This window comes from Sediminicola luteus, assembly GCF_002514735.1.
GTDB lineage: Bacteria > Bacteroidota > Bacteroidia > Flavobacteriales > Flavobacteriaceae > HQA918.
On record NZ_KZ300476.1, the window covers coordinates 659,690 to 684,944 of the forward strand.

Annotated in this window: 25 protein-coding genes; 9 read left to right on the plus strand and 16 right to left on the minus strand. The window is 43.9% G+C overall.

The window, feature by feature from the left end:
- Window positions 1-373: 373 nt before the first annotated feature.
- Entirely contained in the window at window positions 374-1,567 is a 1,194-nt protein-coding gene (sucC, locus tag B7P33_RS02640) for an ADP-forming succinate--CoA ligase subunit beta (RefSeq protein ID WP_097440400.1), read from the minus strand.
- Window positions 1,568-1,877: 310 nt separating this feature from the next.
- On the opposite strand from sucC, the gene lysA reads away from it, so the two are divergent.
- Together lysA and B7P33_RS02650 are read left to right on the plus strand one after the other, a co-directional pair.
- Window positions 1,878-3,116, plus strand: a complete 1,239-nt coding sequence (gene lysA / locus B7P33_RS02645; protein ID WP_097440765.1) for a diaminopimelate decarboxylase — start codon at window positions 1,878-1,880, stop codon at window positions 3,114-3,116.
- A 153-nt stretch (window positions 3,117-3,269) separates the two neighbouring features.
- Window positions 3,270-3,794: a thioredoxin family protein gene (locus tag B7P33_RS02650; protein ID WP_097440401.1), complete on the plus strand. Its 525-nt coding sequence runs from the start codon at window positions 3,270-3,272 to the stop codon at window positions 3,792-3,794.
- Window positions 3,795-3,901: 107 nt separating this feature from the next.
- Here B7P33_RS02650 and guaB read toward each other — a convergent pair whose 3' ends face one another.
- The 6 genes from guaB to B7P33_RS02680 all read right to left on the minus strand — a co-directional run bounded on the left by guaB (window position 3,902) and on the right by B7P33_RS02680 (window position 9,603).
- Entirely contained in the window at window positions 3,902-5,374 is a 1,473-nt protein-coding gene (gene guaB / locus B7P33_RS02655; protein ID WP_097440402.1) for an IMP dehydrogenase, read from the minus strand.
- A 64-nt stretch (window positions 5,375-5,438) separates the two neighbouring features.
- Window positions 5,439-5,939, minus strand: a complete 501-nt coding sequence (locus tag B7P33_RS02660) for a hypothetical protein (RefSeq protein ID WP_097440403.1) — start codon at window positions 5,937-5,939, stop codon at window positions 5,439-5,441.
- Window positions 5,940-6,476, minus strand: a complete 537-nt coding sequence (locus tag B7P33_RS02665) for an FMN-binding protein (protein WP_245871613.1) — start codon at window positions 6,474-6,476, stop codon at window positions 5,940-5,942. It abuts the gene before it with no gap.
- Between the two features lie 88 nt (window positions 6,477-6,564).
- Window positions 6,565-7,743 carry a hypothetical protein gene (locus B7P33_RS02670; protein WP_097440405.1) on the minus strand — a complete coding sequence of 393 codons (1,179 nt, stop codon included), beginning with the start codon at window positions 7,741-7,743 and terminating at the stop codon, window positions 6,565-6,567.
- A gap of 345 nt (window positions 7,744-8,088) precedes the next feature.
- On the minus strand, window positions 8,089-8,964 hold the full coding sequence (locus B7P33_RS02675) for a hydroxymethylglutaryl-CoA lyase (RefSeq protein WP_097440406.1): 876 nt from the start codon (window positions 8,962-8,964) through the stop codon (window positions 8,089-8,091).
- Between the two features lie 15 nt (window positions 8,965-8,979).
- A complete protein-coding gene (locus B7P33_RS02680) occupies window positions 8,980-9,603 on the minus strand; it encodes a LysE family translocator (protein WP_097440407.1) in 624 nt (207 codons plus the stop codon).
- Window positions 9,604-9,677: 74 nt separating this feature from the next.
- Between B7P33_RS02680 and B7P33_RS02685 the strand changes: the two genes are divergently transcribed.
- Window positions 9,678-10,055 carry a Dabb family protein gene (locus B7P33_RS02685; RefSeq protein ID WP_097440408.1) on the plus strand — a complete coding sequence of 126 codons (378 nt, stop codon included), beginning with the start codon at window positions 9,678-9,680 and terminating at the stop codon, window positions 10,053-10,055.
- A 102-nt stretch (window positions 10,056-10,157) separates the two neighbouring features.
- Here B7P33_RS02685 and B7P33_RS02690 read toward each other — a convergent pair whose 3' ends face one another.
- Complete coding sequence (locus tag B7P33_RS02690) at window positions 10,158-11,177, minus strand: quinone-dependent dihydroorotate dehydrogenase (RefSeq protein ID WP_097440409.1); 1,020 nt, start codon at window positions 11,175-11,177, stop codon at window positions 10,158-10,160.
- 51 nt (window positions 11,178-11,228) lie between these two features.
- Complete coding sequence (locus tag B7P33_RS02695) at window positions 11,229-11,648, minus strand: hypothetical protein (protein ID WP_097440410.1); 420 nt, start codon at window positions 11,646-11,648, stop codon at window positions 11,229-11,231.
- Window positions 11,649-11,707: 59 nt separating this feature from the next.
- Between B7P33_RS02695 and pepT the strand changes: the two genes are divergently transcribed.
- The gene (gene pepT, locus B7P33_RS02700) at window positions 11,708-12,943 is read left to right on the plus strand and encodes a peptidase T (protein WP_097440411.1); all 1,236 of its coding nucleotides are present in this window, start codon (window positions 11,708-11,710) and stop codon (window positions 12,941-12,943) included.
- Window positions 12,936-13,538 carry a YdeI/OmpD-associated family protein gene (locus B7P33_RS02705; protein ID WP_097440412.1) on the plus strand — a complete coding sequence of 201 codons (603 nt, stop codon included), beginning with the start codon at window positions 12,936-12,938 and terminating at the stop codon, window positions 13,536-13,538. Before pepT ends, B7P33_RS02705 begins: the two co-directional genes overlap by 8 nt.
- Before the next feature lie 78 nt (window positions 13,539-13,616).
- Here B7P33_RS02705 and yajC read toward each other — a convergent pair whose 3' ends face one another.
- The 3 genes from yajC to nusB form a co-directional block, all read right to left on the minus strand.
- Window positions 13,617-13,907, minus strand: coding sequence for a preprotein translocase subunit YajC (gene yajC / locus B7P33_RS02710; protein WP_097440413.1), 291 nt, complete (start codon window positions 13,905-13,907; stop codon window positions 13,617-13,619).
- A 4-nt stretch (window positions 13,908-13,911) separates the two neighbouring features.
- The gene (locus tag B7P33_RS02715) at window positions 13,912-14,403 is read right to left on the minus strand and encodes a DUF1573 domain-containing protein (protein WP_097440766.1); all 492 of its coding nucleotides are present in this window, start codon (window positions 14,401-14,403) and stop codon (window positions 13,912-13,914) included.
- A gap of 103 nt (window positions 14,404-14,506) precedes the next feature.
- On the minus strand, window positions 14,507-15,454 hold the full coding sequence (gene nusB / locus B7P33_RS02720) for a transcription antitermination factor NusB (RefSeq protein ID WP_097440414.1): 948 nt from the start codon (window positions 15,452-15,454) through the stop codon (window positions 14,507-14,509).
- Window positions 15,455-15,567: 113 nt separating this feature from the next.
- Between nusB and B7P33_RS02725 the strand changes: the two genes are divergently transcribed.
- The 3 genes from B7P33_RS02725 to B7P33_RS02735 all read left to right on the plus strand — a co-directional run bounded on the left by B7P33_RS02725 (window position 15,568) and on the right by B7P33_RS02735 (window position 20,397).
- Window positions 15,568-17,331 (plus strand): ABC transporter ATP-binding protein, encoded by a 1,764-nt coding sequence (locus B7P33_RS02725; RefSeq protein ID WP_097440415.1) that lies wholly within the window; start codon window positions 15,568-15,570, stop codon window positions 17,329-17,331.
- A gap of 72 nt (window positions 17,332-17,403) precedes the next feature.
- On the plus strand, window positions 17,404-17,781 hold the full coding sequence (locus B7P33_RS02730) for a PUR family DNA/RNA-binding protein (protein ID WP_097440416.1): 378 nt from the start codon (window positions 17,404-17,406) through the stop codon (window positions 17,779-17,781).
- An 84-nt stretch (window positions 17,782-17,865) separates the two neighbouring features.
- The gene (locus tag B7P33_RS02735; protein ID WP_097440417.1) at window positions 17,866-20,397 is read left to right on the plus strand and encodes a M14 family zinc carboxypeptidase; all 2,532 of its coding nucleotides are present in this window, start codon (window positions 17,866-17,868) and stop codon (window positions 20,395-20,397) included.
- A 27-nt stretch (window positions 20,398-20,424) separates the two neighbouring features.
- Here the strand turns inward: B7P33_RS02735 and B7P33_RS02740 are convergent, their stop codons facing one another.
- On the minus strand, window positions 20,425-21,468 hold the full coding sequence (locus tag B7P33_RS02740) for a 1-acyl-sn-glycerol-3-phosphate acyltransferase (RefSeq protein WP_172435835.1): 1,044 nt from the start codon (window positions 21,466-21,468) through the stop codon (window positions 20,425-20,427).
- Window positions 21,465-22,382, minus strand: a complete 918-nt coding sequence (locus B7P33_RS02745) for a bile acid:sodium symporter family protein (protein ID WP_245871615.1) — start codon at window positions 22,380-22,382, stop codon at window positions 21,465-21,467. Before B7P33_RS02745 ends, B7P33_RS02740 begins: the two co-directional genes overlap by 4 nt.
- Before the next feature lie 125 nt (window positions 22,383-22,507).
- On the opposite strand from B7P33_RS02745, the gene B7P33_RS02750 reads away from it, so the two are divergent.
- Window positions 22,508-23,068, plus strand: a complete 561-nt coding sequence (locus B7P33_RS02750; protein ID WP_097440419.1) for a thioredoxin family protein — start codon at window positions 22,508-22,510, stop codon at window positions 23,066-23,068.
- A gap of 12 nt (window positions 23,069-23,080) precedes the next feature.
- On the opposite strand, the gene B7P33_RS02755 is transcribed toward B7P33_RS02750, so the two are convergent.
- Window positions 23,081-23,617 carry a YfiT family bacillithiol transferase gene (locus tag B7P33_RS02755; RefSeq protein ID WP_097440768.1) on the minus strand — a complete coding sequence of 179 codons (537 nt, stop codon included), beginning with the start codon at window positions 23,615-23,617 and terminating at the stop codon, window positions 23,081-23,083.
- Window positions 23,618-24,304: 687 nt separating this feature from the next.
- On the minus strand, window positions 24,305-25,237 hold the full coding sequence (locus B7P33_RS02760) for a peptidylprolyl isomerase (RefSeq protein WP_097440420.1): 933 nt from the start codon (window positions 25,235-25,237) through the stop codon (window positions 24,305-24,307).
- Between the last annotated feature and the right edge of the window lie 18 nt (window positions 25,238-25,255).

Below are 25,255 nucleotides of genomic sequence, written 5' to 3' on the forward strand. Positions count from 1 at the left end.
AAAAGACGTCCGTAAAACGAGATTGTTACATGAGTTTTTGCTTTTAACACAAACTTAATAACCCCCTCATTTTCAAAGTTCCAGGACAAATTTAGTAACGACCAACCGGTCACACCAAGCCATAAAACCAAGGTTAACCCAATTTTAAACCAGCTAATATTAAGCTAACAAAAAGAAGTCTAGCCCCCACTAAAACAGCGCCTTACGAATTATTGAACCAAAACCAAAGAACCCGAATAATTTTGATGGACACCAACCAAAAACCAAAACATATCATTACAAAAACAACATAGGTTTTGCGGAAATAAAAAATGGGAAACGTTAACAAAACGCTTCCCATTTATTTAAGATATTTTTAAGGTTTAACCTAGGCTTAACCTAGCACTTCCTTCACTTTATCGGCTGCTTCTTGGAACTGAACAGCTGAATGCACTTCCAAACCAGAGTTATCTATAATCTCTTTGGCCAATTCGGCATTGGTTCCCTGCAACCTTACGATAATAGGCACGTTGATCTCATCGCCCATATTCTTATAAGCATCTACAACACCCTGGGCCACACGATCACATCGTACGATACCTCCGAAGATATTGATCAAAATCGCCTTTACATTGGGATCTTTAAGAATGATCCTAAAAGCTTCCTCTACCCTTTTGGCATCGGCAGTACCACCTACATCCAAGAAGTTAGCAGGCTCTCCACCAGCCATTTTGATCAAATCCATGGTAGCCATGGCCAAACCGGCCCCGTTTACCATACAACCTACATTACCATCTAGATCTACATAGTTAAGACCCAAGGCACCTGCCTCAACCTCAATTGGGCTCTCTTCGCGTAAATCGCGCATTTCGGCATATTGCTTACGACGGTATAAGGCATTATTATCAATAGACACTTTGGCATCTACCGCCATAATCTTATCGTCAGAGGTTTTCAACACCGGGTTGATCTCGAACAAACTGGCATCACTCTCTTGATAGGCTTTATATAAAGAAGAAACAAATTTTACCATTTCCTTGAAAGCTCCACCAGATAGCCCCAAGTTAAAGGCCACCCTACGGGCTTGGAAAGGCAAAAGACCCGTAGCCGGATCAATCTCTTCGGTAAAGATCAAATGTGGGGTTTTCTCTGCCACTTCCTCAATATCCATACCACCTTCGGTAGAATACATGATCATATTCCTTCCCGTAGCACGGTTCAATAATACCGACATATAGAATTCCGATGTCTCTGAATCACCCGGATAATACACATCTTCGGCAACCAATACCTGGTGTACCTTTTTACCCTCGGCAGAGGTCTGCGGGGTAACCAAGTTCATCCCAATGATCTGTCCGGCCAAATCTTCAACCTCTTGCAGGTTTTTGGCCAACTTAACACCGCCTCCTTTACCACGGCCACCGGCGTGTACCTGGGCCTTGATCACATGCCAACCGGTTCCGGTCTCGGCAGTAAGTTGTTTAGCAGCCGTAACAGCTTCCTTAGCCGAGTGGGCCACGACACCACGTTGGATGCGTACTCCAAAACTGGCTAAAATCTCTTTTCCTTGATATTCGTGAAGATTCATATATCGCTTTGTAAAAAAGTTCGATTGCAAAAATAGCAAACCCCACCTAATTACCCTAATGATTCCGGTACAGAGGTTGCACAAATAAACCCCAAAACCGACACAACTCACAAAACCATTACATCTCAGCTATTTAACCCTTTCTAAAAATCGACTTACTTTTGATTTAATGCATACCAAGCCCCAACCCCTAACACCATCACCATAACTACAATTGTTGCATTTACAACTTTTTGTTATTTATTTATTGATGCGCCAGAAATCCTTGCAGTTCCCCTTTCGGAAAACTAGATTTGCAAAAAATATCCGCATGGAAAACAAGCAGCTTTTACAAATTGCCCAAGAATTCGGCGCCCCGGTTTATGTGTACGATGCCCATAAAATAGAAAGTCAGTTCAATCGATTAACTGCCGCCTTTAAATCGGTGAAACAGTTAAAGCTGAACTATGCCGTAAAAGCCTTGAGCAACATTAATATACTAAGACTTATGGACTCCCTTGGAGCCGGTCTCGACACTGTGTCGATCCAAGAGGTACAACTGGGACTAGCTGCGGGCCATAAGGCTGAGAATATCATTTTTACCCCAAACGGTGTTTCGCTGGAAGAAATAGAGATTGCTGCCAAATTGGGGGTTCAGATCAATATCGACAACCTTTCTATACTAGAGCAATTCGGAAGCAAATACCCAGATGTTCCGGTTTGTATCCGTATCAATCCGCACGTAATGGCCGGAGGCAACTCTAAAATCTCCGTAGGCCATATCGATAGTAAATTCGGTATCAGTATTCATCAAATCCCACATATTCTTCGCATTGTGGAATTGACCAAAATGCATATCAACGGAATCCATATGCACACCGGAAGCGATATTTTGGATGTAGACGTATTCTTATATGCCTCCGAAATTTTGTTTGAGGCGGCCAGCCATTTCGAGAACCTCGATTTTATCGATTTCGGAAGCGGATTCAAAGTACCTTATAAAGAAGGGGATATTCAGACCAATATCGAAGAATTCGGTAAAAAACTGAGTAAGCGTTTCAACGAATTCTGCAAATGTTACGGTAAGCCGCTTACCCTTGGTTTTGAGCCCGGAAAATTCTTGGTTAGTGAGGCCGGGCATTTCTTGGCCAAAGTAAATGTGGTAAAGCAGACCACCTCTACTGTCTTTGCCGGAATTGATTCTGGTTTTAACCATTTGATTCGCCCCATGTTCTACGGATCTAATCATGAGATACACAATGTATCGAACCCCAAGGGCCGGGAGCGTTACTATTCGGTGGTAGGTTATATCTGTGAGACGGATACCTTTGGTAGCAATCGCCGAATTGCCGAGATAACGGAAGGCGACATCCTTTGCTTTAAAAATGCCGGAGCTTACTGTTTTAGCATGGCCAGTAACTACAACTCTAGATACCGACCTGCCGAGGTGTTGTGGAAAGACGGTAAAGCTATCTTGATTCGTGAAAGGGAAACGTTCGACGATCTTTTACGTAATCAGGTCGATCAAGCGCATCTTTTTGAACCTCAACAGGTTGAAGCCACGAAATAAAAATCTTACATTTACGTTAGGTTTAATACCTTCCTTAGACCAAATAAGGAGCAATCAGGGCTACTAAAATCCCATGGTTGGTAACACAAAATGCCATAAAACCTATACCCAGTACGCGTATTTGTTTTCTAGGCCTAACGAAATTTCAAAAAGATGAAAAAGAAGCTACTACCTACCCTACTGCTCACCTTAATGGTATTTGTAGGTTGGCACACCCAAGCCCAAGAACTGGAATGGATGAGTTGGGAAGAGGCCGTTACCATGGCCACTACCGAAGAAAATCCGAAAAAGATTTTTGTAGACGTCTATACCGATTGGTGTGGTTGGTGCAAAAAAATGGATAAGGACACCTTTCAAAACCCCAAAGTGGCCGAGTATATGAACGCCCATTTTTATATGGTGAAATTCGATGCCGAAGGAAAAGACCCCATCGAATTCCAAGGCAAGACCTTTAAGTTCGTGCCTTCGGGCAGACGGGGGTACCACGAACTGGCCGCCGCATTGACCAACAACCGCTTGAGCTACCCCACCGTTGTGTTTTTAGATTCGAACCTAAAAATGCTATCCCCGGTACCGGGTTACCAAAAAGTTGAACCCTTTTTAAAAATCGCCAAATACTTCGGTGATGACATCTATAAAGACAAGGATTGGAACACCTACGAAAAGGAAAGTAAATAAGTTTAAACGCTAGACTATATATATTAGACCCTAGACATTAGAAATTAGAAAAAACGAAACCGCCTCAAGGGCGGTTTTTGTTTTTATCTATTTCTACTAAATTCGAATTACCTACTATAATTCGGCGATTCTTTGGTAATGGTTACATCGTGAGGGTGGCTTTCGTTGATACCACTGGCGGTAATCTTAACAAAACGCCCAGACTCTTTTAAGGTATCGACATCCTTGGCACCGCAATACCCCATTCCGGCCCTTAGTCCGCCAACGAATTGGTGTATACTCTCGTTCAGCTCGCCTTTGTAAGGTACACGGCCCACGATTCCTTCGGGAACCAATTTTTTGATATCGTCTTCCACATCTTGGAAATAACGATCCTTACTTCCTTTTTTCATGGCCTCTACAGAGCCCATGCCACGATAAGATTTAAACTTACGCCCTTCGTAAATAATGGTCTCGCCCGGCGATTCTTTGGTGCCCGCCAATAAAGAGCCCAACATTACGGTATCGGCGCCGGCCGCAATGGCCTTGGGAATATCGCCCGTATACCGGATACCGCCATCGGCAATCACAGGAACCCCACTGCCTTTTATGGCATGGGCCACTTCCAATACAGCCGAAAACTGCGGGAACCCAACCCCGGCCACGACACGTGTGGTACAAATGGAACCTGGACCAATACCTACTTTAACCGCATCGGCACCGGCCTCTACCAAGAATTTGGCTGCTTCCCCGGTCGCAATATTACCTACGACCACATCTAATTCAGGAAACTTCTTTTTAACCTCTTTTAATACGTTTACCACTCCTTGGGTATGGCCATGGGCAGTATCAATTATGATGGCATCTACCCCTGCGTTCACCAAAGCCTCGGCCCGTTCCACCGCATCACCCGTTACACCGATAGCTGCGGCTACACGTAAACGTCCGTACTGGTCTTTGTTGGCAATGGGCTTTTGGGTGAGTTTGGTAATATCCCTAAAGGTGATCAAACCCACCAATAGATTGTCGTTGTTGACCACGGGAAGCTTTTCAATTTTATTGGCTTGTAAAATATCCTCGGCCTCCGCCAAAGAAGTACCTTCGCTCACGGTAACCAAATTGGAATCGGTCATAACCTCTGAAATAGGACGCTCTGTATTTTTCTCGAACCTTAAATCGCGGTTGGTTACGATACCGATTAATTTTCCGGCATCGTCTACGATTGGAATGCCCCCAATACTATGCTCTTTCATGGCTGCTTGTGCATCTTTGACCAAAGCGTCGCTCGGCAAGGTAATCGGATCTAAGATCATACCGTTTTCGGCCCGTTTTACCTTTCGCACCTTGGCCGCCTGCTGTTCTATGGTCATGTTCTTGTGCAACACCCCAATACCGCCTTCACGGGCCATGGCAATGGCCATACGCGATTCGGTAACCGTATCCATAGCTGCAGAAATGATGGGTACGTTTAAAGTAATATTACGGGTAAACTTGGATTTGATATCCACTTCACGCGGTAAAACTTCAGAATAAGCGGGAACGAGTAGTACGTCGTCATAGGTGAGTCCTTCGCCTACGATCTTTCTTTGGTGAGCTTCCATGCAATTACGTATTAATTGCGGGCAAATATACGATTTTTAACACCACCTAAAGTTTATGGCACTGTTAATTCGAACCGGACTTCTTAAAAAGCAGTTGCCATAAGACCAAAGCAGCCGCCCACGTAAAACTCAGGGTCATTAAAAAGCCTGACACCATGACCACATACTTCATCCACCCTATACCCTTCCACATCAAATAGATACCCCCGAATGTAAACAACACTGAAAGAAGCGGCTCTATACTTAAAAATTTCTTTAGCCATAGCGAAGTATCGGATAGCCAAACCAGAACACCCATAAGCACAAAAACAAAGGAAAGTGACAAAATATGGGTATGCACCGTGGTAAGCATTTCCCGTTCACTCTTTTTGAATTTCATGACCTCGGCCTCTTCATCGGCTTCATTGCCCAGGTAGTTTTCATGAATACCTTGCGGACTGGCTTCGGTGGTTTCATTGACGAACAACAAACCAGTGAAAAAACCAACGGAAAGCACGAGGACGAAAACGGCCAAAAAACTTTTAACCCCTTTCGGAAAATTGGCCAAGCTTAAACTCCCCTCCATTTACAATACCTTATTTTCTTGAAGGATTTTAACGGATTGTAGCAGACCATCCAATGAACGGGTCATAGATCGCACGGAAATCGTCGCCCCGGAAATAGCATCTACGTTGGTATCGGCATCCAAACGATCGGCAGGTGTTTTTCCTAAAAACTGCTTTAACCAGCGTTTACTTCCAATTTCACCACCATATTCTTCCCGATAGATCAAGACCTTACTATGAACTATACTTAAATCGGCATCAAAAACCACCATATAATCGAAATCGGCCGTTTTACTAGGTGCCTTACCCAAAAACACATAGCCCGTGGTCTGGTCTTGGTCGGACATGGCGAAAAAATTCGTACTAGAAATGGTAAGTGGCAGATCTGCTTGCAATGCTGCCGGTATTTCCACCCCGGCCAGATTATAGGTAACCCCCGGATAAAGTTTACCCAACTCTTTATTTACTTTCTTCCCTAGCTTTCCTGGAATGGAAAACGCATATAACAAAGGTATGAGCACACATACCACTACCGACATACTTACGACACGCTTCATAGGACAAAAGTAATAATTTAGAATTGGTTTTAATAAAAAATGGCAACCGAATACCGATTGCCATTTTTAAACTCCATAGAAGTTGGTGCTAGAACCAAACCCCAATACCGAAGTTCAAACGATTTTTTACATCGGCCCCTTCCAAGGCATTGTCCCGGAATTGGTAATCTCCTTTTACAACGACCCCTGGTGCTATATGATAAGAAAGTCCTGTAGTAATATCGGTACGGTTATAAGCATCGTTTCGCTCTAAATCCCCGGCCGTACTTGCATGGGTATCGTATTTTTCGTAACGGGTAAAAGCGAACAGTTTCTGTTTTTTATCCTGGGGCAACAAATTATATCCGGCCTCTACGTACCAACCTTGAAGGGCACTACCTAAATCCCTTCCGGTAGCATTGTTATAGGCCTCGGTATCGGAAAGTGAAGCGTAGATAAACTGACCTCGCGCCGTGAACCTTTCGTAGGCGTAGCGAGCATCCAATCCTACCATGGCAACACCGATATTGGCGCCATCCATATCCTCGATATCATCTTCGGCCTGGGTATCGCCAAAGTAACCAGCCAACCCTAATCGCAGGCCTGGAATACCGTAATAATCGAATTTGGTAGAAAACGTCGGACTATCTACCGTAGACTTTATCCCTTTTTGACGGCCGCCGCGCAAGCCATTAGAACCTTTTAAATAGCCCGAGATACCACCTTCACCATCGGCGAAAGTAGACTTAAAGCCATTGAACACGTAAAACTGGTATCCCAAGTTCAAGTCGTTGAAACGACCATTAACCCCAATACCCAGTTCCCTCCAGGTAGTAGGAACGATTACGCCATCTACTGCTGGGCGCTCGGTTCCGTTAAAGGTGGTAGGTTCGTGAAACTCATTGATAATACCCATGGGCACCAACATAAGTCCACCCCTTAGATACACATTATCGGCCACATTATAATTTACAAAAGCTTGTTCAACGAAAACCTCCTCTACATGCTCGAATTCGATTTCCGTGAAAAACTGGGTCGATTCGCTGAATTTGTATCCGAACAACAGCACTAGGCGCTGAACATCCAACTCTCCATTATCCCCCTCTGGTTGATTGTACAACATTTCGCCATAGGCCCCTACAGTAACGGCCGAAGCATAATTACCGGAAAGAATACGCTGTGCGGCATTCATTTGACTTTGTGGATCAAAGGTTATACTATCGGTCTTGGTTTGGGCCCTCCCTACAAATACACAGATTATGGCCATTATACATACAAGCTTCTTCATCCTTAACTATTCTTATTTAGATTTATTTCAGTTAAAATGCGGCGCAAATGTACCACCCCATCTTTCTAATCCAAAGAAAAACTTAAATTAAATCTAAATAAAGGTAAAATTTAACATATTACGGATGGGTAAAAGATTGACTTTCCTCAACAGAAAACCATACACTACGCACAGCATTAAACTAATCTACAGACACTTACATCGCAGATACCCTCACCCCCCGCAATGCTGCGGGACAGGCCAACCCTCTCCCAGAGGGAGAGGGGGCTAGAAATCAGGTATAGTATAAAAATAGTTTGCTCAGGAAAATGACATGGCCTTGCCAACATATATAGCAAATGGCCATTAATGATAGGTGGTAAACAACTCGGTGGCCTTATTATAGGCTGCTTCAAAGGCCATGGGGCCTACCCCGGTCTCTACCTTATGGGTCGTAAAATAGGAAAGCATGCGTTCGGTGGGCATATTGCCCGTTAGTTCATCTTTGGCCATGGGGCAACCCCCAAAGCCTTGAACGGCCCCGTCGAACCTGCGACATCCGGCGGTAAATGCGGCATCTACCTTTTCGTGCCATTGTAAGGGATGTGTATGTAAATGGGCCCCGAATTCGATATGCGGATAGGTCGGGATCAAGCCTTCGAACAAATAGCTGATTACCTCAGGTGTGGAACTACCAATGGTATCGGACAAGGACAAGATAGACACCCCCATTTTGGATAAACGTTCGGTCCACTCCCCTACGACCTCAACACTCCAAGGGTCGCCATACGGATTACCAAAACCCATGGAAATATAGGTTACCACTTCTTTATTGGCTTCGGCCGCCAATTCCAATATCTCATTTAGAATCCCTACCGATTGATCTATCGTCTTATGGGTGTTTCGCATCTGGAAATTCTCCGAAATGGAAAATGGATAACCCAAATAATGTATTTCCGGATGTTGACAGGCATCTCGGGCACCTCGGGCATTGGCCACAATGGCCAAGAGTTTACTTTTGGTCCGACTTAGATCGAGTTGAGCCAAAACTTGGGCCGTATCCTGCATCTGAGGAATCGCCTTGGGCGACACGAAACTGCCAAAGTCAATGGTATCGAAACCACAGTTGAGCAAAGCCTGGATATACCGCACTTTTTCAGCCGTGGGAATCATGGTTTTGATCCCTTGCATAGCGTCGCGGGGACACTCGATAATCTTTACCATTTCGGAAGGCTGTTGCATAGACCAAATGTAGTGTTATTTGAGGGAAACCAACAAATACAGGGCGATACCGACAAAAACAGCTACCTGTACATATTTTAAAACCCATCCGGCACGGGCATTCCGCTTTAAATAGACCGCAATCTTTCCGGCCAAGAGGGCCAAACTACCAAAAACCAAAAAGGCCGAAAGCATAAACAACAGCCCCAATACATAAAATTGTAGGGGTTTGGGCAATGCATCACTGAACAAAAAACCAGGAAAGAAAGCGAGAAAAAACAAGGTCACTTTCGGGTTGAACACATTCATTAAAAATCCTTGCCGAAAAAGATGCCAACCACTTTTTTTGACCACTCCCTCGTTTATGGAAAAATCGGCCGGTGCCCGATACACCTTATAAGCCAAATATAAAAGATAGGCCGCACCAAAGCCGGTTATAACCCATAAGGCTATCGGACTCTTATTGATCAAGGCCGACACCCCAAAGGCCAACAGGCTGGTGTGGACCAAGCAACCTGACACCAAACCACTGACCACTGCCAAACCCGATTTTCTACCATGGGCCAAGCTTTGGGCCAATACAAAAAGATTATCAGGACCGGGAGACAAAGCCAATACGGTTGAAGCCAAAAAGAAGGAAAGCAATACTTGGTAATCCATAAAACAAAACTAGGGAATAGGCCGCACTTTCGCACCAATTCGTTTTTGACTACCTTTCGGAAAAAATTTATAGCATGCGAACCTTATTGACCCTAGTTGCCCTTTTTTCTTTTACCTTAAGCTTTGCCCAAGACGGGAAATCCCCGGCAAAAAAATTACGCCATGTAGTGCTTTTTAAATTCAAGGAAGATACCTCGAGAAGTGCCATAACCATGATCGAAAAAGAATTCGTGGCCTTGGGAAAACAATTAAAGGAAGTAAAAGAATTCGAATGGGGTCTGAACAACAGCCCTGAAGGATTGAACAAGGGCTTTACCCATGGCTTCTTGGTAACCTTTGCCAGCGAAGAGGATCGCGACACCTATTTACCCCACCCCAAACACCAAGCCTTTGTAGCCAAGCTAAAACCATATTTAGAAGACGCTTTGGTATTTGATTATTGGGCGTTTTAGAAAGCTAAATTAGAAGCACCTCCATTTTTTAACGTTAACCCCTCATCCTAAACCCTCTCAACGAGGTAATGGGGAATAATACGCTTTGGCAATTATTAAATGTTATCCCTTTAAAATGGCTTTGTTAATACGCTTTACCAAAGCTGGGCCTTCGTAGATAAAGCCGGTCCAGAGTTGTACCAAATCGGCTCCGGCCTCTAGCTTTTCCAAAGCATCTTGGGCCGAATGTATACCGCCCACCCCAATGATTGGGAAGGCTTTATTACTCTTTTCGGCCAGAAAGCGAATTACTTCGGTACTGCGTTGGGTCAATGGCTTACCACTTAGGCCTCCCTGCTGTTTGCTCAAGGCCTGGGGCGATTGTAACCCTTCCCTAGAGATGGTGGTATTGGTAGCAATTACCCCATCGATCTTGGTGTCGGAAACGATTTGTATAATATCGAGCAATTGGTCATCGGTAAGGTCCGGTGCGATTTTCAACAACAAGGGTTTCGCTTGAGGTTTTGTACCGTTAAGTACCATGAGCTCACGTAGCAGGGCGGTCAACGGTTCCTTATCCTGTAGTTCGCGTAGACCAGGTGTGTTGGGTGAACTTACGTTTACCACAAAATAATCGACATGTTCGTAAAGGGCATTGAAGCAGATACGGTAATCGTCCAAGGCATTTTCGTTTGGCGTAACCTTGTTCTTTCCAATATTACCACCAATCAACACCTTGTGTTTGGCCTTTAGGCGTTCTACGGCAGCCGCTACACCTTGGTTATTAAAGCCCATACGGTTTATAATGGCCTTATCGGCCTGTAAACGGAACAAGCGTTGTTTCGGATTACCATCTTGGGGTTTTGGGGTAAGGGTACCGATCTCTACGAATCCGAAGCCAAAATCGGACAGCTGATTGTACAAACGGGCATCTTTATCAAAGCCAGCGGCCAAACCTACCGGGTTTTTGAATTTGAGTCCGAATACCTCACGCTCTAAGCGTTTATCATTCACATTATAAATCGCCCTGAACAAAAATCCGAGCCCGATAGCTGAAAAGAAACGGATCATTCCAAAACTGAAATGGTGCACTTGTTCGGGGTCGAACAAAAAGAAAATGGGACGAAGGATAAACTTATACATGCTCAGGAAAAAATTTTAACAAAAATACGACCTATGTACAAACTACACTAGTTAATTATCTGTTTCCTCGGGTTCAGGCAAACGCAATGGTATACGCCCCACCTCTACGCATAATTTCATATAGCGTTCATACTGGCGCTCGTTCAAAATCTGTAGAAACTTTATGTCGTATTCCGCGGTAATCGTTTCCATACCTTCTACCAATAACTCGTGTTTCTTTCCCAACTCGGTCAATTGCTCAGGGGTTTCTTGTGGATGGCTGGCCAACAGATTATCAACTTTCTGTTGTTCACGCCGCAATTGGGTGTTCACCACTTCTTTTAAGGTTTTTAACTGCACCACTTGACCATGGTTCAATTGAAAAACCCCTTCTAAGGTTTTAAGCGGAGCCGTGGCTATGCCCAACGTACAGTCTTGGGCTGTCAACCCAAACGAAATAAACAGAAAAGCTACACTTACCAAAGTACGCATGCGGTTACATTTTATGGTGGTACCGCAATAATAACCCTATTTTTGAAAAAAAGACCCTTATGCAGCATTTGATCGATAGGTTTATCAGTTATGTAACCCTAGACACCGAAAGTGACCCCGATTCAAATAGTACCCCTAGTACCGAAAACCAATGGGTATTGGCCCGTAAGTTAGTGCAGGAGCTCAACGAAATAGGCTTAAGCGATGTTAGCATTGATGAAAACGCCTATGTTATGGCTATTTTACCGGCCAATACCCAAGGCGATATTCCTTCTATTGGGTTTATTGCCCATATGGATACCAGCCCCGATTTTTCCGGAAAAAACGTTTGCCCGCAAATCATTGAAAATTATGATGGTAAAGACATCGTGCTCAATGCGGAAAAGAATATTGTACTTTCTCCGTCCTATTTTGAGGAGATGACCCAATACAAAGGCCAAACCTTGATCACCACTGATGGCACCACTTTGTTGGGTGCCGATGACAAGGCCGGTATCACCGAGATAGTTAGTGCTATGGAATATTTAGTAGCCCACCCTGAAATAAAGCATGGCGAGATCCGTATCGCGTTTACCCCAGATGAGGAAATTGGTCGTGGCGCCCATAAATTCGATGTTAAAGCTTTTGGTGCCGCATGGGCTTACACCATGGATGGCAGTACCGTTGGCGAACTCGAATACGAAAACTTTAATGCCGCTGGGGCAACTATCGAATTTAATGGCCGAAGCGTTCACCCAGGTTATGCCAAGGGTAAAATGAAAAATGCCCTATTGGTCATGCATGAATTCATACAAGCCCTACCTGCTCACGAAGTCCCGGAGAAAACTTCAGGCAGAGAAGGTTTCTTCCATATTTATGAGACCCAGGGCAGTATTGAGGAAGCCCGTTTAGGTATGATCATACGCGACCACGACAAAGCCAAATTTGAAGCTAGAAAGGCATTGGTGACCTCTATATGTAAATCCTTGGAGGATAAACATGGCTTTCCTATCATCCTAAATCTAAAGGACCAATATTACAATATGGAAGAAAAGGTAAAACCTGTTTTCCATATCGTTGACATTGCTCGTGAAACCATGGAAGAATTAGGCATTACCCCTATAATTAAACCTATACGCGGTGGTACCGATGGTTCGCAATTGAGCTTTATGGGCCTACCTTGTCCTAATATTTTCGCGGGCGGACATAATTTCCATGGGAAATATGAGTATATTCCTGTTGAAAGCATGCAAAAGGCCGTAGATGTTATCGTAGGCATATGCGTGCGTACCGCTAAAAAATATGGTGATGGATAAAAAGAAACAAGCCAAACTTGAAGCCTATTACGAAAAAGATGGGCCATTTACCGAACAGCTGAACATCCTTCGGGCCTTGGCCTTGGAAGTGGGTTTTACCGAAACCTTAAAATGGTCGATGCCTGTTTATATGGTAGACAACAAAAACGTGGTCGGTATTTCGGCTTTTAAAAACCACTATGGTCTGTGGTTCTTTAACGGTAATTTCTTGAAAGACCCTAAAAAAGTGCTAACCAATGCCCAAGAAGGTAAGACTAAATCTATGCGACAATGGCGGTTCGAGGCCACGGACGATCTCAACAAAGCAGACCTAATCGCTTACCTAAAAGAAGCTATGGCCAACCAAAAGGCCGGACTAAGCCTAGCGCCTGCCAAGGCCGGAAGCAAAACCATTGCCATGCCCGAGGAACTACAAAAAGCCTTGGATAGCTCGGACACCTTACGAAAAGCCTTTGACACCTTATCACCTTTTAAACAAAGGGAATACATGGAACATATCGGCGGTGCCAAAAGAGAATCTACGCGGGTCTCGCGCTTGGAAAAATGTACCGCACTTATCTTGGAGGGTAAGGGGCTTAATGATAAGTATCGGTAGGTTTACCTTATGATCCTAAACAAAAAATCCGCCCTGGTTTAGAGCGGATTTCATTATTATATTCGAAAAAACCTAAGCTTAAGATTTCTCGGCCTTGGGTTGAAGTTTTTTACTCAACTCCATGGAAATAGCCGAACGATCGAACTTTAATTTCCCGGCCATGGTCTCAATAACACAGCTGGCATCTTTGTCGTTTAGATCGACAACCTTGCCGTGCAGACCACTTTTGGTAATTACACGATCGCCTTTCTTTAGGGCTTCGGCAAATTTTTTCTCATCTTTCTGACGTTTCATCTGGGGCCTGATCATAAAAAAGTAGGCCACCACAAAAATCAGTAATAGGGGCAAAAACGGATATTGTTCTAACATCTACTTATCCTTTTTTCAACGGAATAGAGGCCTGGGCCGCAGCATCCTTAGGGTTAACGAATGCTTTTATCTTTAAAAGCTCAGATCCGGCAGCCGTATTGGCATTTACGGTAACGGTCTTACTTACCGCACCATTACCCGCACCGTTAAACTTAACTACCATGGTACCTTTCTCACCTGGAGCGATCGGGGTGTTCTTTGGGTAGGTAGGTACGGTACATCCGCAGCTACTGCTGGCGTTGGTAATAATCAAGGGCGCCTCTCCGGTATTGGTAAAGGTAAAGGTATACTCTTGTGGGGTACCGTTAACGATGGTACCAAAATCGTGCTCCTTTTTATCAAAGCTCATTACCGGCAATTTCTTGGAAGCGGCATCGCGTTCGGCGGCTACTTCTACATTGCTCGCTTCAACTTTGGCCGAAGCTTTTTCTTCTTTACAAGAAAGATTCATTAGGACCATGGCGGCCCCCAATGCTAATACAAACGTTCTTCTCATGGTATTTTTATGTTTCATTACAAAAATAGAAAAAATGGTAATGCGTTCGGTTTTGAAACGTAGATACGACGGTAATAGTATAAAGAACAGTCTTTACCACCCTCTAAAGTAGGCCGCGGCCCATCTTTTTCATCTTTCCGTTGGTCTTGTATTCCTTCACCAATTTATCGAGTACCCCATTGATAAAAATGCTACTTTTCGGGGTAGAGTATTCTTTGGCGACTTCTAAATACTCGTTCAGGGTCACCTTTTCGGGAATGGATGGAAAGTACAATAACTCACAAATAGCCATCTTCAATAAAATAGCATCGATTTCAGCAATACGATCTTTGTCCCAATTCGGGGTCTTGGCCTCAAATTCCTTGGTTAACTCGGCATCTTTGAGCAGGGTCTTTGCCATAAGGTCCTTCGCATAGGTCATATCGGCCGTATCCTTAAGTAGCTTGGGCAAAAAGTAAGATTCCGGATGCTCTTCCTTCACCTGTTTCAATCGTTTTAACAAAAAGGTGTTTACGATCGGGATATCGTCTACCCAAGTGAGTTTATCATCTTCAAAATGCTCATAAATCTTTTCGTTGGGGGCGATAACCTCTTTAAAAAGCTGTACGACCAACGCTTTGTCGGTATCGTAATCGGTAGTTTCCTTGGCCATATAGGCTTCAAAAGCCTTATGGGTCAATATCTCCTTGTAAATGATTTTGATATAGTCTTCGTGCAGGTACCAATTGTTTAGCTTACGCTTTTCAACATCTTCCTTAAGACGACCATTTTGGGTCAACTGCTGTAACAAGGCATTGTGGGCAAAACGGGCAGGATCCGGATAATTCGCCCCGCCTTCGTTCAAGTATTTTTTAGAACCAAGCTCTAATTGCTCTTGGGCATAGGCCTGAAGTTCGACCAGTAGGGCCAACATCAACAGATAAAGCGAATACATATTCTCCATACTGCCCTTTAAGAACTTTTGCTGTTCCTCTAGGTTTCCATCCTTGGCCTGTACCAAGGCATAAATACACTGCATTACCTTTACACGGATGTGCCGTCTTGTTAACATTTTAAAGAACTTTTAAGAAGACTGATTTTTTTCCGCTGTAAAAGTAGTATTAATTTGCAAAGCGCATACCGCTTTGTTTAAATTTTAATACGGTATGGTTTTGCCGGCGGCCCATGAAAGAACTACAACATTTAAATAAATATTTTAAAAAATATTGGCTTCGATTGTTCGCCGGTATCATTATTACCATCGTGGCCAGGGTCTTTTCTTTGGTAATGCCGCCTTATGTAAACAAATCGGTTCGTGAGGTGGAGGCCTTTTTGAAGACCGAAGGGGCCTCGGTAGATGCCCTTGGCGGGGTACTTATTGAAAACATATTGATTATTCTTGGGGCCGCATTGTTTTCCGGTTTTTTTACTTTTTTGATGCGCCAGACCATAATCAATGTGAGTCGTTATATTGAATTCGACCTGAAGAACGAGATATTTCAGCATTACCAAAAACTACATCTGGCCTTTTACAAAAAGAACCGTACGGGAGATTTAATGAATCGCATCAGTGAAGATGTATCCCAAGTGCGTATGTATGCCGGGCCAGTAATCATGTACGGCATCACCACCTTTACCCTTTTTGCCTGTGTTATACCCATTATGTTCTATAAGGCACCGACCATTGCCGCCTATACGTTGTTACCCTTGCCCATACTCTCGGTTTTAATCTATCGGATCAGTAAGATTATTCATAAACGGAGTACGGTGGTACAAGAATTCCTGTCCGGACTGTCGACTTTTGCACAAGAAACGTTTTCAGGAGTTAACGTAATCAAAGCCTATGGTTTGGAACGAACCACGGCAGAACAAATGCAAGAATTGGCCCATGAAGGTCGCGATAAGAGCATGGACCTTGTTAAAGTGAACGCATGGTTCCATCCTATGATGACTTTGTTGATCGGGGTAAGCAACCTTTTGGTGATCTTTATTGGGGGGCAACAGTACATTAGTGGTAAAATAGATTCCTTAGGGATTATCTTGGAATTTATCATTTATGTAAACATGCTTACCTGGCCCGTGGCTATTGTAGGTTGGTTGACTTCGGTGATCCAACGTGCCGAGGCTTCACAAAAACGAATCAATGAATTCTTAAATGTGGCGCCCGAAATTGAAAATTCGATTGAAACGGACACCCCTATCACAGGAACCATCGAATTCAAAAATGTATCCTTTACCTATCCCGATACCGGCATACAGGCACTTAAAAATGTGTCTTTTACCATAAAAGCGGGCGAAACCCTTGCCATTCTAGGAAAGACCGGAGCTGGTAAGAGTACGATACTAGATTTGATTGCCCGGTTATACGATGTAGATTCGGGGGAGATTTTAATTGACGGAACCCCCTTACCTTCCCTCAACTTAAACAGCCTTAGAAATAGTTTAGGTGCCGTACCCCAAGATGCATTTCTGTTTTCGGACACCATTGCCAATAATATCAAATTCGGTAAGGAGGATGCCAGTTCGGCAGAAATAGAAACCGCTGCGAAAAATGCGGCCGTTCACGAAAACATTATTGGATTTAAACAGGGTTACGAAACCATTTTGGGCGAAAGGGGCCTTACCCTTAGCGGCGGACAAAAACAACGGGTATCCATTGCCCGAGCTTTGATCAAAGATCCCAATATATTCTTGTTCGACGATTGTCTTTCGGCCGTAGATACCGAAACCGAAGAAAAAATATTGGGCAACCTTCAGGAAGCCTCCTCTAGCAAGACCAGTCTGATCGTAAGCCACAGGGTTTCTTCTGCACGTACCGCAGACCAAATTATTATACTGCAAGACGGGGAAATCGCACAAAATGGCCCACACGAGCTATTATTGAGCGAAAATGGCTACTATAAAGAGCTTTACCACACCCAGTTAACCGATAAAGAAAACCCCCAATAAGTTGGTTGGGTGGTTTTTTTTTTCCATTTTTGAAAGAATAATTAAGCATTCTACCAACATACACACCAACACATGAGCGAGAGAAGTATACTGGACCAAGAGGAGATTTACTCCAAGGTTCTCAGGGCTGGGCGCAGAACTTATTTTTTTGACGTAAGAAGTACAAAGGCAGGCGATTACTACCTAACCATAACAGAAAGTAAAAAGTTCACCCACGACGATGGTACCTTCCATTATAAAAAACACAAGATTTATCTCTATAAGGAAGACTTTGCTTCCTTTAAGGAAATCATGAACGAAATGATGGATTATATTATCGATGAAAAAGGTTTGGAGGTCATCTCCGAAAGACATCAAAAAGACTTTAAAAAAGAGGAGGTAGCAGCATCGTCTACCAACACCGATTCGCCCTCCGATAACTTTACCGACGTTAGTTTCGACGACATCTAAAACCTTAACATTTTCTTAAAAAATTACAACGGCCCCAAGATCACGGGGCCGTTTCTTATTTTAGTAGCCTAACAGCTAACTTTTATGAGAACTTTCCGAATTACCGTTTTTCTGGTTTTTATCGGACTTTGGGGTTTTGCACAATCTTCCCAAACCGATCTATCCTATTATTTACCCAAAGGTGTTCAATACGACCCAAACATTCCGACACCTAAACAGATTATTGGCCATGAGGTGGGCGAATGGCATATTACCCACGACAAACTTATGTTCTATATGCAGGCCTTGGCCAAGTCTAGTGATCGTATTAGCATAGAGAACAGGGGCAGGACCTTTGAAGGCCGACCGATTTTGTTACTTACCATTACCTCGCCCAAAAACCATGGTAATCTAGAACAAATTAGACAAGACCACCTTAAGCTAACAGAAGCTGGGGGTAATAACATGGATCTATCCCAAATGCCCATAGTGGTGTACCAAGGTTTCTCTATACACGGAAACGAACCCAGTGGATCGAATGCCGCTTTGGCCTACGCTTATCACTTGGCGGCGGCCCAAGGTAGTGCCATTGACCAATTGTTGGACGATACCATTATTTTACTGGACCCTTCCTTTAATCCTGATGGATTACAGCGCTTTGCCTTTTGGGCCAATATGAACAAGGCACAAAACATGAACCCCGACCCAAACGATAGGGAATATACCGAAGTATGGCCCCGTGGCCGTACCAACCACTATTGGTTCGATATGAACCGCGATTGGCTTCCGGTTCAATTACCTGAAAGTAGGGCCCGTATCGCCAGTTTCCATAAGTGGCTACCGAACATACTTACCGATCATCATGAAATGGGTAGTAACTCTACCTTTTTCTTCCAACCTGGAGAACCTAGTCGTGTACATCCGCTTACCCCTAAATTGAACCAAGAACTTACGGCCGAGATCGGCACCTACCATGCGAAGGCACTGAACCAATTGGGCTCTTTATACTATTCCGAAGAAAACTACGACGATTACTATTACGGTAAAGGCTCCACCTTTCCCGATGTAAACGGTAGTATTGGTATCCTTTTCGAACAAGGAAGCTCCCGAGGTCATATGCAGGAAACCGAAAACGGATTGCTCACCTTTCCTTTTACCATCCGTAACCAATTCGCCACCGCGGTTTCTACGGTTGAAGCTGCCCAAAACATGCGCGGGAAAATATTGGAATACCAGAGAAGTTTCTATGCGGATACACGCAATGCCGCTGCCAAAAGTAAAAGCAAGGCCATCGTTTTCGGCGATGCCAAAGACCCTGCCAAGGCTTGGCATTTGGCCGAGATCTTAAAACGTCATAAAATACAGGTAAACGAGTTGGCCCAAGATGCCCGTCTCGATAATTCGGCCTATAAAAAAGGGGCTGCCTATGTAGTACCCATGAACCAAAAAAACCATAGGCTTATACAGGCCATGTTCGAAAAGCGAACCAGCTTTACCGACAGTTTGTTCTACGACGTTTCGGCCTGGACCTTTCCCTTGGCCTTTAACCTCGACTATACCCAAAATGCCACCATGGCCCAAGCGGGTGCCCGTATAGAAGAATTGAAACCCATAACAGGTTCGGTTAGCGCCAAAAGCCATTACGCTTATCTTTTCGAATGGAATGGCTACTATAGCCCAAAAGCCCTAAATGCCATTACCCAAAAAGGGCTTCGCGCCAAAGTGGCCAAGGGACCATTTAGCTTAGAGGGAAAAAATTATGGCTATGGCACCATTATGGTTCCCGTTCAAGGCCAAAAGTTAGCCCCGGATGCCTTGCATAAGTTTTTGCAAAAGGTAGCCCAAGAAAGTAAGCTCGAAATTACTGCGGTTTCTGGCGGACTTACCCAGGGCATTGACCTAGGGAGCAATGAATTTGACCCGGTGCGCAAACAGAAAGTGGCCCTTTTGGTCGGCGGGGGAGTTACCTCTTATGATGCGGGGGAAATCTGGCATTTGTTCGATACCCGTTTCGATATGAAACTCACTAAACTCGATGTAAGCTATTTTAACCGGGTAGACCTTTCAAAATATACCGACTTGATCATACCGAATGCCTGGGGAAACAATGGCCTTGACAAAAAGGCCGTAGCTAAGATCAAAAGCTGGGTAAAGAACGGGGGCACCCTTATCGCCTATAGAAATGCTACCCAATGGTTAAAACAGAACGAATTGATGGATATAAGCTTCAAAAAAGACTCTATGGTGGCCAAAAACCTGCGTTTTGACCAAAAAGGGGATTTCTATGGGGCCCAGGTCACGGGTGGTGCCATATTCAATACTAAAATCGACCGATCCCACCCAATCGTTTTTGGCTACAAAAATGACTATTTACCTATGTTCCGTAACACCAACCTGTATATGGAGCCCGGAAAGAACAGTTTTGACAATCCGATACAATACACCCAAAACCCTTTATTAAGCGGGTATATATCTGAAGAAAACCTAGAGCGTATTAAAGGGGCCGTGCCTTTTAAAACAGAATCTTTAGGCCGGGGAAGGGTAATCGCCTTTACCGACAACACCAACTTTAGGGCTTTTTGGTATGGTACCAATAAGTTACTGATGAATGCGATCTTCTTTGGGAGCAGTATGTAGTTGCACGATGTGCAGTAATTCACGATTTCAACGCACCGAAAAGGTTTTAACCAATACCAGGTTTACCAGAAAATGGGCCGAGGGCAATGCGAAAGCTAGTTCTGGGCCCATTGTGGTTAATAAGACCCCAAAACACAAGAGATACAAGAATGAATGCACCACCAGGGCATAGCCAAAGCGCATGGTATCCAAAAACTCTAGCTCTTTTACCTTGGGCTTTAGATACAAACGCCAAGGAAGCACACTGAGAAAGTTCCAAATAATGAGTATTACTTTCTGAAAGGATACCGACTTTTTTAGAGGGGTTTTTACAGCCTGTCCTTCGGTAAGGGTAGGCCAAAGGGCATTGACTTTTTCTGGTTGGGTAAAATCGACTTTTCCCATTTGTAATTGGGCTAGAATCCTTTCATATTCCGTACTATCGATATGGGTGGTTAAACCCGTTAGTTCTTGATGAACTTTGGATTTTAATTCGTTTACCACCATAATATTGTTTTCGTATTTGGCCATTATGCCATCCACAGATACTGGTTGACCAAAATACAGACTGGTACGATCAGGAAAGCTTCCGGCTTTTTGATAATTAACGCCAAAAGGCTGTAGGTATACGTCGGATTCTAGATGGTCTTCCTTAAACTTAAATACAATACGTGTAAACCCTTTGCTCAATGGCCGCACACGACGCTTTAAGGAATGGTTTCCCTCAGGAAACATAGCCATGGCCTCGCCCCTACCCAAAAGATCGGCGCATTTTTGAAATATGGCGGCATTGGCTTGTAAAGATTGCACCCCATCGCGTATACGATAAATCGGTAGCATACGGATAAACGTTAAAAACCGTTTCAATAAAGCATTGGCAAAAACATCGGAACGGGCCAAAAAATAAGGCTGACGCACACCGTGCAATACCAACTGTAATGAATCTAACAAGGCGTTTTGATGGTTCCCTAAAAAAAGTAGCGGCCCATTTTTAGGGATATTCTCCAAACCATGGATCTTACGGGAGCGATAATAGGCGAACATGCCCAGTTTTACCCAGGTGTACAATATGAGGTACCCTATTTTTTTCAAGCCAATCCTTCCTTTTTCACGGGTCTTAATCCCCAAAAACCACCTAAAATAAGACCCGAAACCAAATGCCATATGCCCCAAAAGGCCGTAAGCACCGCCATACCCCCCAAGCCGTCAAAAAAGCTAAAGATGAGCAATAGGCCCAAGCCCGAATTTTGAATTCCCGTTTCTATGGTAATGGCCCTTACGTCCCGTTTATCCAATCCCATTACTTTAGCTGCGGAAAAACCGGTAGAAAAGGCAACTAGATTATGTAACAAAACTATACCAAACACATAATGGATGTATTCCATAAACACATCTCTATTTACATACAAGGCAATACCCACCAAGGCCATAAAAAACACCAAAGACCCCATCTTAAGAATTTTGGCCGATTTTTGGGCAAATACAGGAAACCTATGGTTCACATAAATACCAGCTATCAAAGGCAACCCCAATAATAAGGAAACCAGTTTTACCATTTCCAAGGCATCGATGGATATAGAGCGCAAGATGGTTTCTGTAGGTTCGTACAACGAACCCCAAAACTGAAGGTTTACCGAAGTCATAAATACCGCCAAAAGTGTGGCAATGGCCGTCAAGCCTATAGATAGGGCTGAGTTACCCCCCGATAGATGCGTAAAAAAATTGGATACATTGCCCCCTGGGCAAGCGGCTACCATAAACATGCCTAAGGCCACACTGGGAATAGGATTTATAAAATATACTAACACAAAAGTTACCAAAGGCAACAAAACAAACTGACTGGCCACACCAGTTAGAATGGCTTTTTTGTTTTTAAACAGGGCCTTGAAATCATGGACCGATATCTCAAGGGCTATACCGAACATAACCAGGGCCAATACCCCGTTCAACACCCATTGGGCCTCGGCATCAAAATTTATACGGACAGTGTCCAGAACGGATTCCAAATACGGGTAGGTTTTTAAAAAAGCGATGCTTTTTAGATTGCGAGGCGATAAAGTAACAATAGTTTAACGAAGAAGCAACCAGATGCCATTTTATCTTTTATTTTTACGGTTACAAATTACACACTATGGCCCGTACACCGAGTAATATGTTGCCGCTGGGCACAGCTGCCCCAGATTTTGAATTATTGAATGTCGTAAAGAACGAAAAACAGGCGCTTTCTGCCTTAAAAGGTTCCCGAGGCACATTGATTATGTTTATCTGCAACCATTGTCCGTTCGTAATGCATGTCAATGCAAAAATTGCTGAACTCGGTCGCACCTACCCCGATAAAGGCATTGGTTTTATTGCCATTAGCAGCAACGATGTTGAAAACTATCCGCAAGACCGGCCCGAACTTATGGTGGAATTGGTTAAACAAGAAGGTTTTGAATTCCCATATCTGTACGATGAAACCCAAGCGGTAGCCCAAGCCTACGATGCTGCCTGTACCCCTGATTTTTATTTGTTCGATGCCGAGTTAAAACTAGTCTATCGCGGGCAGTTGGACGATTCCAGACCCCAAAACGGGAAACCCCTTACCGGCAAAGATCTCACCGATGCCATGGATGCCCTTTTGGATGGTCAACCCATATCCGACATACAAAAACCCAGTTTAGGTTGTAATATTAAATGGAAGGCCCAATAAATCCTTTCCCTTTTACCAAGCTTCCCGTTCGATCAATTTGGCAATATGGGCATAATGATGATTGCCGTGCCAAACATATTTACCGATATTCTCGGCCACGGAAACAAAGGTATTACCCTCTGGATGCACATAGCCCATGGCCATCTGCTCTTGCGACAAGCCTTTGAGCATTAGTACCATTTTAGCATGAAGCACCTTTAGGTAAGCAAGTGATAGATCGATGGGTGCCTGATCGCCATCGGGTAGTTTTACCCATTGGGTCTCATCATACACTTTTATCAGCGGTCTCTCTTCGGTAAGGGCCCAACGAAATCGGGTATAGCTGTTATGGTGACTATCTGCCAAGTGATGCACCACTTGCCTTACCGACCACCCTCCTGGTCTATAGGGGGTATCTAATTGGGCTTGTGATAAAGGTTTTACTAAATGGGCCAACCGATCAGGAAAGGTTTCCAGTTGGGCTATCCAATCCGTTATCAAGGCCTCTCCCTCGGTTTGAGGGCATTCAAACTGGCCAATGGGATATTTTAATGCTTCTAATGTTTCCATACCCAAAGGTAATGATTTGTCCACCCGATAGTATTGATTTTTAATCCACTCTATTCCACTGAAAAACAACGACAAAGCACTTTTCTTAAAAAAAACTCAAAAAAATACCGGTCTACACGCAACCATCGGTAATATTTACATCTAATAACTGTAAAACAACCTAACACTAAAGCCCACAAAACCGAATGGAACTGTTTTTGAGCATTTTAACTTTATTAATGGCCGTTAATTTTACGTTGCTTTTGTTGAGCGTAAACGGCCGCGGCAAGAAATTCAACAAATAATTTACTAACTCCCTTCTGGGAAATCCATAAAAAGAGGCTACTACTCAATAGCCTCTTTTTTCTTTTCCCCTATTTTGAGGTCGCAATTTGATTGCTTTGTTTCAGCCCCTCATCATGCGCCCAGGATTTCTTTTCCCTTTTTCGATCAATACGTATTTGACTAATTAAGCACCTACCAACATTCCGAAAATTTATGCAGGTTTCAGGTAGGGTTTTGGCCTTTTCAGGTGTTACTTAAACAACAACACTGTCCAATACCCGTCTTATGAGTTATTTCTTGTCCGTACTTACCGTATTACTAGCCATGAACATATTTTTGCTGTTAGTTAGTGTCAATCCCAGGCACAAAAAAAGAGGCCTGTAACGGGCCTCTTTTTTAAAGTATTTTATGGCAATCCAGTAACTATCCTACTGCAACCAACTCCACATCGAAGATCAAGGTCGCATTTGGTGGTATAACACCTCCAGCACCGGCACTACCATAGGCCAAATCGGAAGGAATTACGAATCGGGCCTTATCGCCTATCTTTAATAATGCGATACCCTCGTCCCAACCGGGTATTACCTGTCCAATACCCAAAGTAAAATCGATAGGTTGGTTTCTCTGGAAAGATGAATCGAATACTTGACCACTTAACAAAGACCCTTCGTAATGTACCGACACCTTTTTACCTTTCTCGGCTTGGGCACCACTACCTGGCTCCAATATTTTATAGCGTAATCCGCTGGCTGTTTTTTCAAAGCCTTCGGCGATTTTTTCCAGTTCCGCTTCCTGACGGGCCTTTTCGGCAGCCTTACGCTCTTCACCAGAGTTTTTGAAACTCTCGAAAGCGGCCAAAGCATCCCAAGCTTGGGCTTCCTCACCAACCCTCTCAATGACCAAACTTTCGATTACATCGCCTTGGGCAACCGCATCTACAACCTCTTGACCGGCATACACATGCCCAAAAACAGTGTGTTTACCGTCTAACCATGGGGTAGGTACATGGGTAATAAAAAACTGGCTCCCGTTGGTGGCTGGTCCGGCATTGGCCATAGACAATACACCTGGGGCATCGTGTTTTAGTTCGGGGTGGAATTCATCGTCGAATTTGTAACCGGCATCTCCGGTTCCGGTTCCCTGTGGGCAACCGCCTTGAACCATAAAATCGGCGATAACCCTATGGAACTTTAACCCATCGTAATAGGGTTGTCCATCGGCTTTGGCCGTATTTTTTTGTTTCCCTTCGGCCAAGGCAACAAAATTACCTACGGTACCTGGGGTTTTGTCATGGGTAAGTTTTACAACTATTTCCCCTTTTGATGTATTGAATTTGGCATAAATACCTGCGTCCATCGTACTGCTTTTAAATGA